18 protein-coding genes and 1 pseudogene are annotated in these 15,364 nt (G+C 66.2%); 9 read left to right on the top strand and 10 right to left on the bottom strand.

The window, feature by feature from the left end:
• The first annotated feature begins 128 nt into the window (after window positions 1-128).
• A complete protein-coding gene (locus Q8814_RS10525; RefSeq protein ID WP_330151958.1) occupies window positions 129-1,442 on the top strand; it encodes a cyclopropane-fatty-acyl-phospholipid synthase family protein in 1,314 nt (437 codons plus the stop codon).
• Window positions 1,443-1,544: 102 nt separating this feature from the next.
• On the opposite strand, the gene Q8814_RS10520 is transcribed toward Q8814_RS10525, so the two are convergent.
• From Q8814_RS10520 to Q8814_RS10505, 4 genes and pseudogenes are all read right to left on the bottom strand, one after another.
• A complete protein-coding gene (locus tag Q8814_RS10520) occupies window positions 1,545-1,781 on the bottom strand; it encodes a hypothetical protein (protein WP_330151957.1) in 237 nt (78 codons plus the stop codon).
• Between the two features lie 209 nt (window positions 1,782-1,990).
• Window positions 1,991-2,695: pseudogene (locus Q8814_RS10515) on the bottom strand (DUF2254 family protein); the annotation flags it as partial.
• Between the two features lie 173 nt (window positions 2,696-2,868).
• Window positions 2,869-3,501 carry a TetR/AcrR family transcriptional regulator gene (locus Q8814_RS10510; RefSeq protein WP_330151955.1) on the bottom strand — a complete coding sequence of 211 codons (633 nt, stop codon included), beginning with the start codon at window positions 3,499-3,501 and terminating at the stop codon, window positions 2,869-2,871.
• Window positions 3,498-4,160 (bottom strand): enoyl-CoA hydratase-related protein, encoded by a 663-nt coding sequence (locus tag Q8814_RS10505; protein WP_330151954.1) that lies wholly within the window; start codon window positions 4,158-4,160, stop codon window positions 3,498-3,500. Before Q8814_RS10505 ends, Q8814_RS10510 begins: the two co-directional genes overlap by 4 nt.
• Before the next feature lie 234 nt (window positions 4,161-4,394).
• On the opposite strand from Q8814_RS10505, the gene Q8814_RS10500 reads away from it, so the two are divergent.
• On the top strand, window positions 4,395-4,880 hold the full coding sequence (locus Q8814_RS10500) for a nuclear transport factor 2 family protein (RefSeq protein WP_330151953.1): 486 nt from the start codon (window positions 4,395-4,397) through the stop codon (window positions 4,878-4,880).
• Between the two features lie 27 nt (window positions 4,881-4,907).
• On the opposite strand, the gene Q8814_RS10495 is transcribed toward Q8814_RS10500, so the two are convergent.
• On the bottom strand, window positions 4,908-5,390 hold the full coding sequence (locus tag Q8814_RS10495; RefSeq protein WP_330151952.1) for a DinB family protein: 483 nt from the start codon (window positions 5,388-5,390) through the stop codon (window positions 4,908-4,910).
• Between Q8814_RS10495 and Q8814_RS10490 the strand changes: the two genes are divergently transcribed.
• Window positions 5,389-5,919 carry a hypothetical protein gene (locus tag Q8814_RS10490; RefSeq protein WP_408015877.1) on the top strand — a complete coding sequence of 177 codons (531 nt, stop codon included), beginning with the start codon at window positions 5,389-5,391 and terminating at the stop codon, window positions 5,917-5,919. The genes Q8814_RS10495 and Q8814_RS10490 overlap by 2 nt on opposite strands.
• A gap of 37 nt (window positions 5,920-5,956) precedes the next feature.
• Here Q8814_RS10490 and gvpJ read toward each other — a convergent pair whose 3' ends face one another.
• Window positions 5,957-6,331, bottom strand: coding sequence for a gas vesicle protein GvpJ (gvpJ, locus tag Q8814_RS10485; protein WP_330151980.1), 375 nt, complete (start codon window positions 6,329-6,331; stop codon window positions 5,957-5,959).
• 295 nt (window positions 6,332-6,626) lie between these two features.
• On the opposite strand from gvpJ, the gene Q8814_RS10480 reads away from it, so the two are divergent.
• The gene (locus Q8814_RS10480; RefSeq protein ID WP_330151950.1) at window positions 6,627-7,142 is read left to right on the top strand and encodes a hypothetical protein; all 516 of its coding nucleotides are present in this window, start codon (window positions 6,627-6,629) and stop codon (window positions 7,140-7,142) included.
• 15 nt (window positions 7,143-7,157) lie between these two features.
• Here Q8814_RS10480 and Q8814_RS10475 read toward each other — a convergent pair whose 3' ends face one another.
• Window positions 7,158-8,132: an AraC family transcriptional regulator gene (locus tag Q8814_RS10475; RefSeq protein WP_330151949.1), complete on the bottom strand. Its 975-nt coding sequence runs from the start codon at window positions 8,130-8,132 to the stop codon at window positions 7,158-7,160.
• Between the two features lie 81 nt (window positions 8,133-8,213).
• Here Q8814_RS10475 and Q8814_RS10470 point away from each other — a divergent pair, with 81 nt between their 5' ends.
• Genes Q8814_RS10470 through Q8814_RS10460 form a run of 3 tightly spaced genes read left to right on the top strand, consistent with a single transcriptional unit; the run spans window position 8,214 to window position 10,203 of the window.
• A complete protein-coding gene (locus tag Q8814_RS10470) occupies window positions 8,214-9,140 on the top strand; it encodes an NmrA family NAD(P)-binding protein (RefSeq protein ID WP_330151948.1) in 927 nt (308 codons plus the stop codon).
• A 32-nt stretch (window positions 9,141-9,172) separates the two neighbouring features.
• Entirely contained in the window at window positions 9,173-10,069 is an 897-nt protein-coding gene (locus Q8814_RS10465) for a Ppx/GppA phosphatase family protein (RefSeq protein ID WP_330151947.1), read from the top strand.
• Entirely contained in the window at window positions 10,066-10,203 is a 138-nt protein-coding gene (locus Q8814_RS10460) for a hypothetical protein (RefSeq protein WP_330151946.1), read from the top strand. Before Q8814_RS10465 ends, Q8814_RS10460 begins: the two co-directional genes overlap by 4 nt.
• Window positions 10,204-10,230: 27 nt before the next feature.
• On the opposite strand, the gene Q8814_RS10455 is transcribed toward Q8814_RS10460, so the two are convergent.
• A complete protein-coding gene (locus tag Q8814_RS10455; RefSeq protein ID WP_330151979.1) occupies window positions 10,231-11,070 on the bottom strand; it encodes an alpha/beta fold hydrolase in 840 nt (279 codons plus the stop codon).
• A 117-nt stretch (window positions 11,071-11,187) separates the two neighbouring features.
• On the bottom strand, window positions 11,188-11,628 hold the full coding sequence (locus Q8814_RS10450; protein ID WP_330151945.1) for a VOC family protein: 441 nt from the start codon (window positions 11,626-11,628) through the stop codon (window positions 11,188-11,190).
• 109 nt (window positions 11,629-11,737) lie between these two features.
• On the opposite strand from Q8814_RS10450, the gene Q8814_RS10445 reads away from it, so the two are divergent.
• Window positions 11,738-13,063, top strand: coding sequence for a UDP-glucose dehydrogenase family protein (locus Q8814_RS10445; RefSeq protein WP_330151944.1), 1,326 nt, complete (start codon window positions 11,738-11,740; stop codon window positions 13,061-13,063).
• A gap of 68 nt (window positions 13,064-13,131) precedes the next feature.
• Here Q8814_RS10445 and rfbB read toward each other — a convergent pair whose 3' ends face one another.
• Window positions 13,132-14,139 carry a dTDP-glucose 4,6-dehydratase gene (gene rfbB / locus Q8814_RS10440; protein ID WP_330151943.1) on the bottom strand — a complete coding sequence of 336 codons (1,008 nt, stop codon included), beginning with the start codon at window positions 14,137-14,139 and terminating at the stop codon, window positions 13,132-13,134.
• 141 nt (window positions 14,140-14,280) lie between these two features.
• On the opposite strand from rfbB, the gene rfbA reads away from it, so the two are divergent.
• Window positions 14,281-15,156: a glucose-1-phosphate thymidylyltransferase RfbA gene (gene rfbA, locus Q8814_RS10435; protein ID WP_330151942.1), complete on the top strand. Its 876-nt coding sequence runs from the start codon at window positions 14,281-14,283 to the stop codon at window positions 15,154-15,156.
• The last annotated feature ends 208 nt before the right edge of the window (window positions 15,157-15,364 follow it).

Here is a 15,364-nt window from a genome sequence, read left to right as displayed (position 1 = left end):
TCTCCACGCTACGGAGCGGAAGCACACCGCGGGGCGAAACCTGGGACACAAGGCAATCGGTGTGATTGTGCGCGGCGATCGAGGCTCCGTCGATATCGTCGGGGTGGCTTTGCGGGACGGAGGTGGGTATGACGGTCGCTGACACAGTGGCGCCGCTCGTTCGTGCGGTGCTGGGTGAGCAGGCTCCGGTCGGGATCAGGTGCTGGGACGGTAGCCGGAGTGGGCCGACGGATGCGCCGTGGCAGGTGCACCTCGTCGATCGGCGTGGTCTCCGGCGGTTGCTGTGGGCACCCAACGACCTCGGTTTCGCCCGGGCCTACGTCTCCGGCGACATCGACATCGAGGGAGACCTGTTCGCCGGCCTCGACGTGCTGGAGGAGGTATCGGACCCCAGTCGTGGGCCCGGTGTCCGGATCGACGGGCAGACGAAGAAGGAATTGGTGAAAGCGGCGCTGCGCCTGGGGATCATCGGCCTGCCACCGAAGCCGCCACCGGAAGAGATGAAACGGGTGCGAGGGGACCGGCACGACAAGGGGCGCGACGCGGCCGCGGTCAGACACCACTACGACGTCGGCAACGACTTCTATCGGCTCGTGCTCGGTGAGTCGATGACCTACTCGTGCGCGTACTGGGCGCAGCAGAGCGCGGATCTGGATGGGGCCCAGGTCGCCAAATGCGATCTGGTGGCCCGCAAGCTCGGCCTGGCCGCGGGGATGCGGGTACTCGACGTCGGCTGCGGGTGGGGGTCCTTCGCGTTGCACGCGGCACGTCACTACGGTGCGCACGTCGTCGGTGTCACCCTGTCCCGCGAACAGGCCGACTACGCCCGTAAACGGATGGTCGACGCGGGCGTGGGCCAGTTGGTGGAGATCCGGGTCCAGGACTACCGCGACGTCGACGACGGCCCCTACGACGCCATCTCGAGCATCGGCATGGCCGAGCATGTCGGCGCCGCGATGCTGCCGACCTATGCCGCGGACCTGTTCGCCTTGCTACGCCCGCAGGGCCGATTGCTCAACCATGCGATCTCGCGGCGACCGGGCAAACCCGCCACGTTCTCCAAGACGTCCTTCATCGATCGCTACGTGTTTCCCGACGGAGAAATCCTGCCGCTCGAGACGACGATCGAGGCGTTGGAAGGGGCCGGTTTCGAGGTGCGCGACGTGGAGTCGCTGCGCGAGCACTACGCGCTCACCCTGCGGGCGTGGGTGGGGAACCTGGAGGCGAACTGGGACGAGGCGGTGGCCCACAGCAGCGCCGGGCGGGCACGCGTGTGGCGGCTGTACATGGCCGGTGCGGCGTTGAGTTTCGCGGCGAATCGCCTCGGGCTCAATCACGTCCTGGCGGTCAAGTGCACCGAACGAGGTCGCAGCGGCATGCCCGCCACCCGCGCCGAACTCCTGCAGTCATCCGCAGATGCCGGGCCCGGTGAGGTGAATTGATCTGCCGGTGTTCTCGGTGCGTGTAATCGAACCGAGCGACGTCTGCCCCGTCGGTCCTCCCGACGGGGCAGACGTCCCGCTGTCGGTCAGCGACGATTGCGGCTAGGAGGCCGCGCTCAGGCGGGCAGCGAGCAGCCCCTTGCCCTGCTCGGCACCCTTGCGGCTGTCGGCCTGGGCCTTGCGGAACAGTTCGGCCAGCTCCTGGTCGTTCTCGCGTTCGGCGTCCTGGATGTAGGTTTCCAGCCGTAGGGCGTTGTTCAGGCAGGACTCGACGTACCAGACAAGGTTGTAATCCTTGTCCTTGGTGCCGGTCACCTGGCCGGATTCTTGGGTGGCCATCGGAACTCCTTTCTTCGGGATACCGATCGCGTACCCGAGGTCGAGGCCGCGAAACACGTGGGCGACTCGAGGTGTCGAAGCGCGGCCGGTGCGCTTCGACCTCCCTGCGCGAGAACGATTACCCCGCCCTCTGCTGTGCTTTCGGACGACGGCCGGTGCGGCGGCACTCGCTCGGGACCCGGCCGAACATCTGCCCGCCGGTGAGAGATTCACTGGATTCGATGTTCGGCCGGGTCGGTGGCGGACCGAGCGACAGCGCGGAACCGGCGCACGTCCTCGGGGTGGAGCCCGGGTTGTGCCTCGATTGCGTCGACGAGCATGTCCAGCTGGTGTTGCAGGGCCGGGATGTGCTCGGGGCGGCCTGCCGATCGCACGTGCTCGACGAGCATGCGCAGCACCCGGGCGAGGGTGCTGGCGACATGCAATTGTGTCGGACCGGCTTGGCGGATCTGTTCGAATGCGTGCTCGATGTACTCGTCCGCGGACAGGATCCACGGTCGTTGCAGCACCCGGTCCTCGGCACCGCACACCGACAGAGACGGCGACTCGGTGGTCAGCAGTACCCGCAGCACGCTACCGAGTCGCAGAACCACTTCAGCGGCGATTGTGGGATCGTTGATCGCCGCACTCAACGCGCGTAATGCGACGTCGACGAGTTGCCGCAACGCAAAATCGACGTCCTGCTGCATGGTCCGGCTATCGGAGATCTCGACCGTTGCTTCGAGACGGTCCCGCACCTTCTCCGCGTCACGCGGTGTGGGCCGGACCCGCATCAGAACCTCACCCTTATGGATGTATGCGCCCGGACGGGTCTCCAGCCGCGCCACGGTCGAGGGCGGGAGTGCGGCGAGGATCTGTTCGGACGGTGATTGGGTGATCCATCCGTCGCGGCACGCCGGCACGGCCATGCCTTCGTCGCAGGGCGAACAGGCTTTCCCGGAAACGGTACGCCGCGGCTGCCACGCGCAGCCGCAGCAACGGTCGTGGACGTGGACTCATGCTCGCCAACACTATCGCTGCACTGCCCGCATCGGGTCCGGGCGCGTGAGTGGAGCCTCTGCCTCGGTGCGTCACGAGTACGACGAGATCAGGACGTCGGTCGTGGAGGCGGTGCGGAGACGATCCCGCGCACCGCGTGTTCGAGGGCGTGCACGGCAAGTGGGTCCGTCACCTTGTGGGCTTTGAGAAGCAACGCCCCGGGCAGGTCGACGATGCAGTACTTGATCAGCGTGAACGCATCTGCGTCCGGGCGATCCCATTGCGCTTGGGCGAGAAGGGAAATCAACTCGCTCAAGGTGTGCCGCAGGCCGCCCAGTTCGCGGCGTTGCGGTTCGGTCAGTTCCCCGGTCGCTAGATCGTCGAGTGTCACGGCGAGCAGCAGTCGTGCCCCGAGGTCGTCATGGGCGGCGTACGCGGCCGGTGTGAGTGCTGCCGCAACGACCATGTCCGCGGCGGAACCGCCTGCAGTTCGGGTGTTCTCGACGGACTCGCGCTGGAAGTCGAGGAACCGCGAGGCCTCGCGCGTCCATGCCGCCGCCAGTAGTCCGTCCCGGGAACCGAACGCGTTGTAGAGAGCGCCGTTGGACGCGCCCGATGCTTCACTCAGCGCCCGGATCGTCACGCCGGACGTGCCCTGCTGTACCCAGAGCTTCCGGATGTGGTCGAGCAGGTCGTCGCGGTTGTGCCGACGAGGACGTCCGGCGGGGCGGCGGGATGTCATCCGACCGGTTGCCGGAGTGTGTCCACGACTGCGGCGAACATGGTGTTCTTGATCGTGCCGAGAGTGGTGCGGTCCTTCCCTGCCAGCGGGCGAACGAGATCGACGGCTGCGGACTGCAGTGTCTCGAGTTCCGCGGTGGCGTCGACGAGTCCGTCCTCGCGGGCTTGTCGTCCGCCGTAGCGACGGCCGGTGGTCATTGCGGTCAGTGCCGTGCGCGGGGTCAGTTTGGCGGTGATCAACGCCGACATTCCGGCGGTGAAGGGGATGTTGATGTCCACCTCGGGGAAGCACAGGTAGCCGCGGTCGTCTCGCATGACCCGGTAGTCGTGAGCAAGGGCGAGCATGGCGCCCGCCCCGAAGGCGTGTCCGTTGACCGCCGCAACGGTCGGAACCGGGAGCGTGAGAACGCGTGCGAACAGGGCTTGCACGCGTGCGACGTAGTGCACGTATTCGTCCAGGTGCTGTCCGAGCCAGTCGAGATCCAGCCCGTTGGAATAGAACTTGCCCGACCCGACCGTGACCAGGGCGGCGGGTTCGGTGCCGGCTTCGAGGTCGTCGAGGCCCTTGTCGACCGAGGAGATCCAGTCGGGGCCGAAACGGTTCTCGTCGTCGCCGAGATCCAGCGTCCAGATCGGGCCGTCGTGAGTGATCGATGGCATTCTGTTCGTCCTTCCGTAGCCGGTTCCGCGGTGGTGCGGCAACTCGGGGACAGAATAACAGAGCGCTTGCTCTGAAACTGCCCGTGATCCGGCAGAGTCCTGTCCGGACCCGGGGCCGTTCCACGAACCTTCCGGTCAACGGGACGCCGGATGCGGTCCGGTCGGGTGGATCGGTAGGAAAGACCGGGACGGCGCCCGGCTGTCGCGATGTGCCCGCCCTTCGGAAGGATCGACATGACCGACACCGCAGACCAGGTCGCTGCACTCCTCGAGCGCGTGCAGATCCTCGAGGACAAGGCAGCCATCCAGGAGGTGCTCACGGCCTACGGGCCCGCCGTCGACTCCGGCGACGCCGAGACCGTGGAAACGCTGTGGGCCGAAGACGCGGTCTACGACACCGACATCCGGGTCATGGAGGGCCGGGACGCGATCGTCGAGATGGTGCGTACCCGTCCCCACCAGGATTACATCAACGAGGGTTGTGGTCACCTGCTCGATCCGGTCAACATCCGCCTCGACGGCGACACCGCGGTCGTGACGTGTCACTCGCTGCTGCTGCGGCGCAATCTCGATGCCGATTCGTTCCGTGTGTGGCGGGTCAGCGCGAACCGCTTCGAACTCGCGCGGATCGAGGGGAGTTGGAAGATCAAGCGCCGCACCGCCCGGGTCCTCGACGGCACCGCCGCGGGCCACGACCTGTTCGCCCGCGCATCGCGCTGACTCTTCGGTCGGCTGACTCTTCGGTCGTCAGTGATCGTCGGCCGACAGCAGGTCGCGGGTGATCTCGAGCTGCCCGAGGTGCTGGGACAACTCGCGCACGATATGCACCAGCATCCACGTCGGGGAGGCCGTCTGTGCGTCGCTGCGGTTGGTTCCGGTGGCGGTCCGGTCCCGGACGCCCTCGGTCAGTGCGATCTTCACCCACTCGGGCAGTCGCCGACGAAGCCGCTCGACCTCGTCGCACAGCTGCTGCGGGTCGCCGTGAGCGTCGAACTCGGCATCCCGGTCGCGGGGGATACGCAGGCCGGCGATCAGTGAACCGCCCCAGTAGTCGGTCATGCCGACACAGTGGGTGACGATCGCATAGGGACTGTTGGCGCCGGGCAGCGCCGGGACCGTGTTCGCCTGCTCGTAGCTCATCCGCGACAAGATCTCCCGCAGGTGAACCAGGGATTCGTCCGCGATCGCCACCACAGCCTGATAGACCTCGTCCGCCTCGGTCCCTGTCATGCACGCGAGACTAACCGGCCGGACACGTTCGACGCCACGGGTAGTGCCCGGAAGCTGTTTGGGGGATACGACCCGCGGGAATGCGTACTCGGTGAACGACAGCGCTGATCGACCCGATCTCGACCACCTCAGACCCGAAGGGGTCGACGACGGCACCGTGGCTGCGGTGGGGAAATTGTCGGAAGCTCTCGAATTCGTCGAGCGTGCCCGCGGGCACCTCTACGAGTTCCATCAATTGATCGGGCACGCGGACCTGCTTCTCGGGGATGCCGTCGACATGCTCACGGCCGGTGGACACACCGACGAGGCCACCCGTCTGGAGCGAGAGGTATTGGGCCGCAATGTGATTACCGGCCGGTGGACATTTCAGGTCGTGGAGGATTTCGACGACAACTACTGGTCGGTGTTTCGCTCCGAAGAACGCCGCGTGCGGGATGCGTTGCAGGAGGGCAAGCGGCACGTGTTCGAGGCGGAGATGAAGGAGCGCCGACGCACGCACGGCGCACCCGGTCCCAGCGCGCGGCCGTGACCGCCCTCGGGGCGATACTGCCGACGGGAATCGGTCGTCATTCCCTCCTGCGCTTGGGGCGTGAGTTGCTCTGGCGTTGCTCGGCGACGTCGCCGAGGAACCCGAGGATCTTTTCGGCCGCCGAGTCCAGGGCGCTGTTGGTCTTGCGCTTTGCGGCGCTCTCTACGGCCTTGCCGCCGACGTCGCCGATTATGTCGGGCAGACCCTTCGGTTCGGTATGGGAGATCTCGAGCCGGTCGACCGCCTGAGCGAAGCGCAGGTAGGTGTCGACGCTGGCGACTACGATGCGGGCGTCGATGGTAACGAGTTCGATGCCGACGAGTGAGACTCGCACGAATGCATCGATGACCAGGCCCTTGTCCAAAATGGTGTCGATGACGTCCGCGAGGCCGGACGAGTTGGGGCGGGCCATCGTCCCGCCGCCCCCGCCGCCGCCGGCGGGTTGGATCGATGTCATGACGGTTGCTCCTCATCTTGTGATGGCAACGTGTCGTAATCTCGGGCGCGGGTCTGCCACCGGAGCCGAAGAACCTCGGGCGACGCGGGAGTCACCCCTACATCATCCGCTTCTTTGCAGGACCGGCACCGGGAATTATCGGGCCCGGGGTGGGCGGATCTGCACCCTGAGGTCTCTCCCGCCGCCGTCGGCAGCCTCGCACACTGAGGACTCGGACCGATCCGGCCGCGATGCCGAGGAGCGTAGACAAATGGCAGACATTCTGGGAATGCAGGTCAACCTGCAAACCTCACTGGACTCGGACTCGCAAACCGACGACGAAATCTACATCGGATTGTGGGGCACCGGCGGAGGCCGCGAGTTTCCGCTCTCGTCCTCCACCATCGACGATTTCGAAAGGGGCACCTTTATCACCTATGTGCTGGGTGAGGCCCCGATTCCACAGCCCCCCACGTTCGTGCGTTCGGATCGGGCGAAACCGGGCGAGGCCAACGATCCCGCGGGTCTGCAGATCGACTTGGCCAGCGTCCAGTACGTGTACATCCGCAAGCAGGCATATGGACGGAAGGGCGACGACAACGCGTACAAACTCCGCTCCGTCGTCGTCTTCATGTACGCCACCCCGGGCACCGGCGGCCGCATCTTCACCCTCCAGCCGCCCCGCGAACTCTGGCTCGCCAACGAGCACGGTCACCAGGCATGGCTCGAGGACTCCGGACGAGTTGCCGGCGGTGTGCAGGTGTCCGAGGCGGTCACCACGCTGTAGCGGGTGGTTCTCGCTTCAGCGTGGTGACGGAGCGAGGTCGAGCCGCTGTTGTCGGCGGATCGAGCCGGGGGTGCGTCCGATGATGCGGGTGAAGGCCCGGTGGAACGCGGCCTCGGAGCGGTAGCCGAGTTCGGTGGCGACCTGTGCCGAGGTGACGTTCTCCTCGAGGAGCCTGGAGCGGGCGAGGTTCATGCGCCAGCGGGTGAGATAGGCGATGGGGGTTTCCCCGACGAGTGCGGTGAAGCGTGCGCTGAACGCGGATCGTGACATCGTCGCGGTGCGGGCGAGCCGTTCGAGGTTCCATTCGTTGCCGGGGTCGGCGTGTATCGCTTCGAGCGCCTGGCCGATCCGTGCGTCCTGCAGCGCGTGGAGCCATCCGGTGCCGGTGTCGAGGCCGGTCGCGAGCCACGCGCGGATCGCCTGGACGACGAGGATGTCGGCGAGGCGGGTGGCGACGGCCTCTCCGCCGGGTTGGGGATGGGCGAGTTCACCCGCCATGAGCCGTAAGGTGTCGCGGATCGACGAGGCGGCGGAAGCGTCGCCGGCGACAAACACGGTTGCGGGCAGCGAGCGCAGCAGCTCGCGGGCCGCGGGCTCGTCGAAAGACACGATGCCGCAGATCAACTGGGTCGTTCGGCCGGTGCCGCCGTGCTCGAGTACCGAGTATTGCTCGCTCAGGTAGCGCTGGGGAAGCAGGTCGACCCTGGAAGTGGGTCCCGCCTCCGGGGTGCTGAGCAGGTCGTGGCCCTTCCCGTGCGGCACCAGCGCGAGGTCGCCCGCACGTAGTTCGACCGCCTCGGAGCCCGGCATGCGTAACCAGCAGGCTCCGGCGGTGAGGACATGGAAACTGACCGCATCGGCGATGGCAGGCATTTCCAACGCCCACGGCTCACCCAGTTCGGCATGGCAGTAGAACGTGCTGCGCATCCGAAGTGGGTGCAACACGCGAGCGAGCCGATCCCGACTGTCCGTGCCTGGCACATTCCGCATCCGGCAATCGTGTCACACCATCGGCTCGGTCTTCCGGCGATATTGGACGATTGAGCAAGGATTGCGGACTCGATGCCATAGATGTACCGGAAATCGTTCTCTAGCGTGGGCTGCACAGCCAATCGAGTTCGATCGAAGGGGAACATCATGTACGTCGTCGCCGGAGCCACAGGCCGGGTCGGATCAGCCACCGCGAGGAGCCTTCTCGCCGCAGGATGCGAAGTCCGCGTGCTGGTTCGCCGCCACGCAGACGCCGCCCACTGGGCGGCCCGCGGAGCCGAGACGCGCGTGGTCGCCCTCGACGACCGGGCGATGCTGGGAGAGGCACTCGCGGGCAGCGCGGGGTTCTTCACATTGCTGCCGTTCGACTTGGCCGTCGAGGACCTCGATGCGCACGCCGACAGGCTCATCGACTCGATCGCGGGCGCGGTCGCCGACCAGCATGTTCCGCATGTGGTGATGCTCTCTTCGGGCGGGGCCGACCTCGCCGAAGGCACAGGCCCGATCACCGGACTGCATCGGTTCGAGCAGGCGCTGCTCGCCTCCGGTGCCACACTCACGGCTCTGCGCTCGGGCCATTTCCAGGAGAAGGTCGCCGACGTCCTCGACGTCGCCCGCTCCAGCGGCGTCTACCCCGTGTTCGCCGCCTCGGCAGACGTCCCGCATTCGATGGTCGCCACCGCGGATATCGGAACCCTTGCAGCCCAGGCACTCCGGTCTCGACCCGCTGACAGCGAATCGATCGATATCGTCGGCCCCTCGTACTCCGAGCGGGCAGTCGCGGGCCTGCTCGGCGATGCGCTCGGACGCGAGCTTGTCGTCACACCCGTTCCCGAAGACGCGTGGTCGGGTGCGTTGGTGGACGCGGGGTTCCGGCCGCACATCGCCGTGAGCCTGGCCGAACTCTACCGAGCCGACGAACGAGGATTGCTGGACCCGCGGGGTGACCGGAGCGTCCGTGTCGATACCGGCCTCGAGATGACGATCGCCCGCCTTCTCGCCTCTTGATTGGTCCGACACGGTGTGGGTACTCGGACGGGGTGCGGCTCGGAGTTCTCGACATCGGTTCGAACTCGGCGCAGTTGCAGATTGTGGAGGCAACGGCGGGTGCCCCGCCGTTGCCTGTCTACGCGGTCAAGACTGCCACCTTGCTGGGCGAGTCGCTCCGAGACGATCGCTTTCTCGAGGACGACGCGATCGAACGGGTTTGCAGGGCGGTGACGCGGACCCTGGACGCAGCACACCGACACGAAGTTGATCAGATCTACCCGTTTGTCACCGCTGCCATCCGGGACGCAGAGAACCGGGAGACCGTACTCGATCGCATCGAGACCGAATGCGGTCTGCGACCGCAGTACCTCACCGGTCTGCAAGAGGCGCGGCTGACGTATCTGGCTGTGCACCGCTGGTACGGGTGGTGCACGGGGCGTCTACTCGATATCGACATCGGGGGCGGATCGATGGAGATCGCGCTCGGCCGTGACGCAGTGCCGGAACTGGCGGTGTCACTTCCTCTCGGCGCCGGTCGGCTGACTCGCAGCTTCTTCGACGTCGATCCACCGCCCCGAGTGCAGATCAAGCAGATGCGCCGTTATGTGCGCGAGACCCTGCGCGAAACGGCGGACCGTCTGCAGTGGGAGGGCGAGCCTCAGCTGGTGGTAGCGACGTCGAAAACCTTCAAGCAACTTGCCCGGCTGACGGGTGCACCACCGCAGCGAAAAGGACCTTTCGTGCGACGGACCTTGTCGCGCAAAGATATCCATTCCTGGGTCCCGCGGCTGGCGGCACTGAGTGCGGACCGTCGCGCCGCACTGCGCGGTGTCTCACCTTCGCGTGCCTATCAAATCCTCGCCGGTGCCATCGTGGCCGACGAGACGCTGAGTGCTCTCGATGTCGACGAGGTCGTGGTGAGCCATGGGCGCTGCGTGAGGGCGTGATTCTGCAGCATCTGTCGACGGTCACCGATCCGGCCAACGACCTGCCTCTGCACCCGCTGACCCCGCGTCCACCCCGGTCCGGTGGGACCGTCACCGCCCTGACCACCGGAGCTTTCCGAGACCGCGCACAGTGATCCGACGCGGGCGCCGGGAGAGTCGGATCAGAGGGCGAGCATCGCGCCGGCGACCGTGTCGGCCGCGGCGTCCGGCAGGGCGGTGCCCATGTCGTCGAGGACGAGTAGCCGCGCGGTGGGGAGCGTCGCGGCGAGCGCCTCGCCGTTGCCGACCGGAAAGAACGGATCCGCGCGGCCGTGCACGACGAGTGCCGGCAGGGCCAGCTCGCCGAGGCGCTCCCGCCACCGCGGCGTGCAGTCGAGCCGGGCGAACACCATTCCGAGCTGGTTCGCCTGGTGCACCGCGGGTTCGCTCGACGGTGTGCGGTCCCAGATCCGTGTCGCGGTCGTGCGTGCCTGTTCCGGGTCATTGCCCAGCAGCTCGGCGCCGTCGGCGGCGAACGCGGCGACCGCGGCTCGGTCGGTCCAGTCGGGCATCGGGCGCGAGAACAGCGCGGCCATGGTCGCCGCGTCATGGTCCGGCAGATCGTCGTCGACCGGGCCGGGCGCGACCGGCCGGGTGCTCACCAGCGTCAGGGCCGAAAACGCCTTCGGATAATCGAGCGCCGCTACCTGAGCGACCATCCCGCCGACCCCGGCCCCACCCAGGTGAGCCGTCGTGGCACCCAGCGTGTCGACCAGCGCCGCCGCATCGGCGGCCAGATCGCGCAGACGGTACGCAGGTGCGAGCGGGTCCAGGGTCGTCGACGCTCCGCAGTCACGCAGGTCGTAGCGCACCACCCATCGGCCACCCGCCGCAAGGCGCTCACACACCGAGTCGGGCCACGACAGCATCGTGGGCCCGCCGGCGAGCAGCACGAGCGGATCAGCCTCTCGGCCGAAGGTCTCGACGCCGAGTTCGACATCGTTCGCCCGCACGCGCGTCATCGTGCTCATAGTTGTTCCGTCCCATCGTCTCGGATCCACTACTGGTGCCGACCTCGGAGCCACTCGAAACTAATCACCACGGGACGGATCCGGCAACGTCGATAACACGCACGCGCATCAGCCGATCTGCTCGAACAGGGACACGATGATCCCCTCGGGTCCACGCACGTAGGCCATCCGCACGCTGTTCTCGTACTCGCCGATGCCTCCGATGAGCCCGTACCCGTCCGCAGCCACCGCGTCGACGGCGGCCTGGAGGTCGCCGACCTCGAAGGACAGGTTGCGCAGCCCGAGCTCGTTGGCCATCGTCGTGGGCGATCCGGGTACGTGGTCGGGCGTGACGAAGGCCGCGAGCTCGAGCCGGGCCCCGCCATCGGGCGGCCGCAGCATCGCGATCTCACAGCGCGCGCCGGGGATACCGCAGACGGTCTCGGCGAACTCGCCCTCCACGGATCCGGTGCCCTCTACCTCGAGACCCAGTCCGACGAAGAACGCAGTTGCCGAGTCGAGGTCCGCGACGGTGATGCCGATGTGGTCGAAACGCTTTACGTGTGCCACGGGTCCATCCTCCAATTGTTCCTGACAGAAGCGAGAAGTACATCCCGTATTCGCTCTGTACTTTCCCGGCGTATGCGCCGTGATCATCGTGTATCGGTACGAATATCGCATGCGCTGCACGGTTTTCGGAACGGGTTACCTCGGTGCAACTCATGCGGCATGCATGGCTGAACTGGGGCATGAGGTGATCGGTGTCGACATCGACGCCGGCAAGGTGGCGAAACTCGAGTCCGGTGAAGTTCCGTTCTTCGAGCCGGGCCTACGCGAAGTGCTCAGACGCAATCTCGAGGCCGGACGGCTGTCGTTCACCACCTCCTACGAAGAGGCGGCCGCCTTCGCCGATGTGCACTTCATCGGTGTGGGAACTCCGCAGAAAAGTGGGGAATTCGCTGCTGATCTGAGTCACGTCCGCGCGGTGATCGAGGCTCTGGCTCCGCTCCTGACACGGCCCGCTGTCATCGTCGGGAAATCGACAGTGCCGGTCGGTACTGCAGCGGAACTTGCTGCTCGTGCTCGCGACCTGGCGCCTGCGGGTGACGAGGTGGAAGTCGCCTGGAACCCGGAGTTCCTGCGGGAAGGTTTCGCAGTACACGACACGCTGAAACCGGATCGGCTGGTCGTCGGCCTCGAGCGGGCGCGAAAGGGGCAGGCAGAAAGGCTTCTTCGGGAACTGTACGCAGACCTCGTTTCGGACGGTGTGCCGTATATCGTCACCGACCTGGCCACGGCGGAACTCGCCAAGTCGGCTGCCAATGCCTTTCTGGCTACCAAGATCTCCTTTATCAATGCGATCGCCGAGGTTTGTGAAGTTGCGGATGCCGATGCCGTGGAACTCTCGGACATTCTGGGTCACGACCCGCGGATCGGCCGCCGCTTCCTCGACAGCGGCTTAGGATTCGGCGGGGGTTGCCTGCCGAAAGATATCCGGGCGCTCATGGCCAGAGCCGGCGAACTCGGCGCAAACCAGGCGCTGCACTTTCTTCGTGAAGTCGACAGCATAAATATGCGGCGCCGCGCACGAATGGTCGAGTTGACCCGGCAGACATGCGGAGGCTCGGTGCTCGGCGCCCGGATCGCGGTTCTGGGCGCCGCGTTCAAGCCGGGATCGGACGATGTCCGGGACTCACCAGCGCTCAATGTTGCCGGTCAGTTGCAGCTGGAGGGTGCTGCGGTCACGGTGTTCGACCCCCAGGCAATGGACAACGCGCGTCGGGTATTTCCGACGCTCGGGTACGGGGTCGGTGCGGTGGAGGCGTGCAGCGGCGCCGACGTCGTCCTGGTTCTGACGGAATGGCCGGAGTTCCGAGAACTCGATCCCGGTGAAGTCGGCCGGGCAGTTCGTCTGCGAGAGGTCCTCGATGGCCGGAATTGTCTCGATCGCACAGCCTGGGAGTCGGCGGGATGGCGTTACCAGCGACTGGGCAGTACCTCGTGACAGGCAGGCCGTTCGACTGAGCGTCGACATCGCTCCGTAAACCGAAAGGAAAGCGGCGCGTTGCGAAGTCAGCGGGGCAGGACGGCCTCGTGGCTTCGATACGTGGCCTCGGTGATGCTCTTCTGCGGCGTCCACCACTGCTCGTGGGTGCGATACCAGTCGATGGTGGCTTCCAGCCCGGAGCGGAAGTCGCGGTAGCGGGGCTGCCAGCCGAGTTCGGTGGTCAGCCTGCTCGCGTCGATCGCGTAGCGCAGGTCGTGGCCGGGCCGGTCGGTGACGAAATCGAACTCGTCCTTGTTCTTACCGCACAGTTCGAGAACGGTTTCGACGACGGTACGGTTGTCGGTTTCGCCGTCGGCCCCGATCAGGTAGGTCTCGCCGAGCCGGCCTTTGTCGATGATCGTCCACACCGCGCTGTTGTGGTCGTCGACGTGGATCCAGTCGCGCACGTTGGTGCCGGTGCCGTAGAGCTTGGGTCGGATCCCGGTGAGCACGTTGGTGATCTGGCGCGGGATGAACTTCTCCACGTGCTGATACGGGCCGTAATTGTTCGAGCAGTTCGAGATGGTCGCGCGCACCCCGAACGAGCGCACCCAGGCACGCACCAGCAGATCGGAGCCGGCCTTGGTCGACGAGTACGGGCTCGACGGGTTGTACGGGGTGGCCTCGGTGAACCTGGCCGGGTCGTCCAGGGCGAGGTCGCCGTAGACCTCGTCGGTGGAGATGTGGTGGTAGCGCACATCGTGCTTGCGGACGGCCTCGAGCAGGGTGAAGGTGCCGATGAGGTTGGTGTGCACGAACGGGGACGGATCGGTCAGCGAGTTGTCGTTGTGCGATTCGGCGGCGAAGTGCACCACCAGGTCGGTGTCGGCGACGAGCCGGTCGCCGAGGTCGGCGTCGGCGACGTCGCCGTGGACGAAGGTGATCTTGTCGGCGACCGGGTCGAGGGAGGCCCGGTTACCGGCGTAGGTGAGCTTGTCGAGGACGGTCACGTGTACGTCGGGGCGGTCGGCGACGGTTTGGTGGACAAAGTTCGCACCGATGAATCCGGCACCGCCGGTGACGAGCATCCTCATGGCCGCAACCATACCGCCGGATCATCGCCCTTCTGTTCGACAAGTGTCCACGCGCGACCGCGAATCTCGTGAAATACGGCAACTGGGACATGAGGGAATGCTCATGCGCCCCGAAATTCTTCCGAATGAAACACTCTCGGCATGCGCGGAATCATTCTGGCCGGAGGAACGGGCTCCCGGTTGCATCCCATCACCCAGGGGATCAGCAAGCAGCTCACGCCGGTCTACGACAAGCCGATGATCTATTACCCGCTCTCGACCTTGATTGCAGCGGGGATCCGCGACATTCTGATGATCACCACCCCGCACGATGCCGACCAGTTTCGTCGCCTGCTCGGTGACGGATCGCGTTTCGGCATCGATCTCACCTATGCGGTGCAGGATTCGCCCGACGGGCTGGCGCAGGCGTTCGTACTCGGCGCCGACCACATCGGCACCGAGCCGGTCGCATTGATCTTGGGCGACAACATCTTCTACGGTCCGCGTCTGGGCTCGCAGCTCACGCGGTTCGCCGGCATCGACGGCGGCGCGGTGTTCGCGTACCGGGTGTCCGATCCGTCGTCGTACGGAGTGATCGAATTCGATTCCGACGGACAAGCACTGTCGCTCGAGGAGAAACCCGACGATCCGAAATCGAATTATGCGGTGCCGGGACTGTATTTCTACGACAACGACGTCGTCGAGATCGCGCGTGGGCTGACGCCGTCCGCGCGCGGCGAATACGAGATCACCGACGTCAACCGCATCTATCTCGACGCCGGGAAGCTGCAGGTCGAGGTGCTGCCCCGTGGCACCGCCTGGCTCGACACCGGCACCTTCGATTCGCTGCTCGACGCCTCGAACTACGTGCGCACCATCGAACAACGGCAGGGCCTGAAGATCGGTGCGCCCGAGGAGGTCGCGTGGCGCCGCGGATTCATCACCGACGACGAGTTGCACGCGCTGGCACAGCCTTTGATCAAGTCGGGGTACGGGACGTATCTGCTGGATCTGCTCGACCATGGAAAGGGTCTGTAGGACAGGCACTCCCACGTACGGCCGTCCCCGAGTGCTTCGGGCGATCCTTGCGTTCCCGAGCGATGTGCCGGACACGGATACGGTGCTGGTGTGGGGGCGGTGGATTCTGCGTATTCTGAATGCGGTACCGCAAGGTCCGACTGTTCAGGCCGGTGGTATCGAGTTGCGCGGCGCCGGCGGGGGGGTGGTCGGCGCCGCGCGGCCACAC

It is taken from the genome of Rhodococcus chondri (assembly GCF_036327435.1).
Taxonomy (GTDB): Bacteria; Actinomycetota; Actinomycetes; order Mycobacteriales; family Mycobacteriaceae; genus Rhodococcus; species Rhodococcus chondri.
This window is presented reverse-complemented; position numbering and strand designations above follow the sequence as displayed.

Excerpts from the sequence above, each read along its gene's own strand:
- Q8814_RS10475 (WP_330151949.1), bottom strand. The coding sequence starts at position 8,132 with ATGCGGAATGTGCCAGGCACGGACAGTCGGGATCGGCTCGCTCGCGTG.
- rfbA (WP_330151942.1), top strand. The coding sequence starts at position 14,281 with ATGCGCGGAATCATTCTGGCCGGAGGAACGGGCTCCCGGTTGCATCCC.
- Q8814_RS10500 (WP_330151953.1), top strand. The coding sequence starts at position 4,395 with ATGACCGACACCGCAGACCAGGTCGCTGCACTCCTCGAGCGCGTGCAG.
- Q8814_RS10505 (WP_330151954.1), bottom strand. The coding sequence starts at position 4,160 with ATGCCATCGATCACTCACGACGGCCCGATCTGGACGCTGGATCTCGGC.
- Q8814_RS10470 (WP_330151948.1), top strand. The coding sequence starts at position 8,214 with ATGTACCGGAAATCGTTCTCTAGCGTGGGCTGCACAGCCAATCGAGTT.
- Q8814_RS10510 (WP_330151955.1), bottom strand. The coding sequence starts at position 3,501 with ATGACATCCCGCCGCCCCGCCGGACGTCCTCGTCGGCACAACCGCGAC.
- Q8814_RS10490 (WP_408015877.1), top strand. The coding sequence starts at position 5,389 with ATGCACGCGAGACTAACCGGCCGGACACGTTCGACGCCACGGGTAGTG.
- Q8814_RS10525 (WP_330151958.1), top strand. The coding sequence starts at position 129 with ATGACGGTCGCTGACACAGTGGCGCCGCTCGTTCGTGCGGTGCTGGGT.
- Q8814_RS10445 (WP_330151944.1), top strand. The coding sequence starts at position 11,738 with ATGCGCTGCACGGTTTTCGGAACGGGTTACCTCGGTGCAACTCATGCG.
- Q8814_RS10480 (WP_330151950.1), top strand. The coding sequence starts at position 6,627 with ATGGCAGACATTCTGGGAATGCAGGTCAACCTGCAAACCTCACTGGAC.
- rfbB (WP_330151943.1), bottom strand. The coding sequence starts at position 14,139 with ATGAGGATGCTCGTCACCGGCGGTGCCGGATTCATCGGTGCGAACTTT.
- Q8814_RS10520 (WP_330151957.1), bottom strand. The coding sequence starts at position 1,781 with ATGGCCACCCAAGAATCCGGCCAGGTGACCGGCACCAAGGACAAGGAT.
- gvpJ (WP_330151980.1), bottom strand. The coding sequence starts at position 6,331 with ATGGCCCGCCCCAACTCGTCCGGCCTCGCGGACGTCATCGACACCATT.
- Q8814_RS10495 (WP_330151952.1), bottom strand. The coding sequence starts at position 5,390 with ATGACAGGGACCGAGGCGGACGAGGTCTATCAGGCTGTGGTGGCGATC.
- Q8814_RS10455 (WP_330151979.1), bottom strand. The coding sequence starts at position 11,070 with ATGACGCGCGTGCGGGCGAACGATGTCGAACTCGGCGTCGAGACCTTC.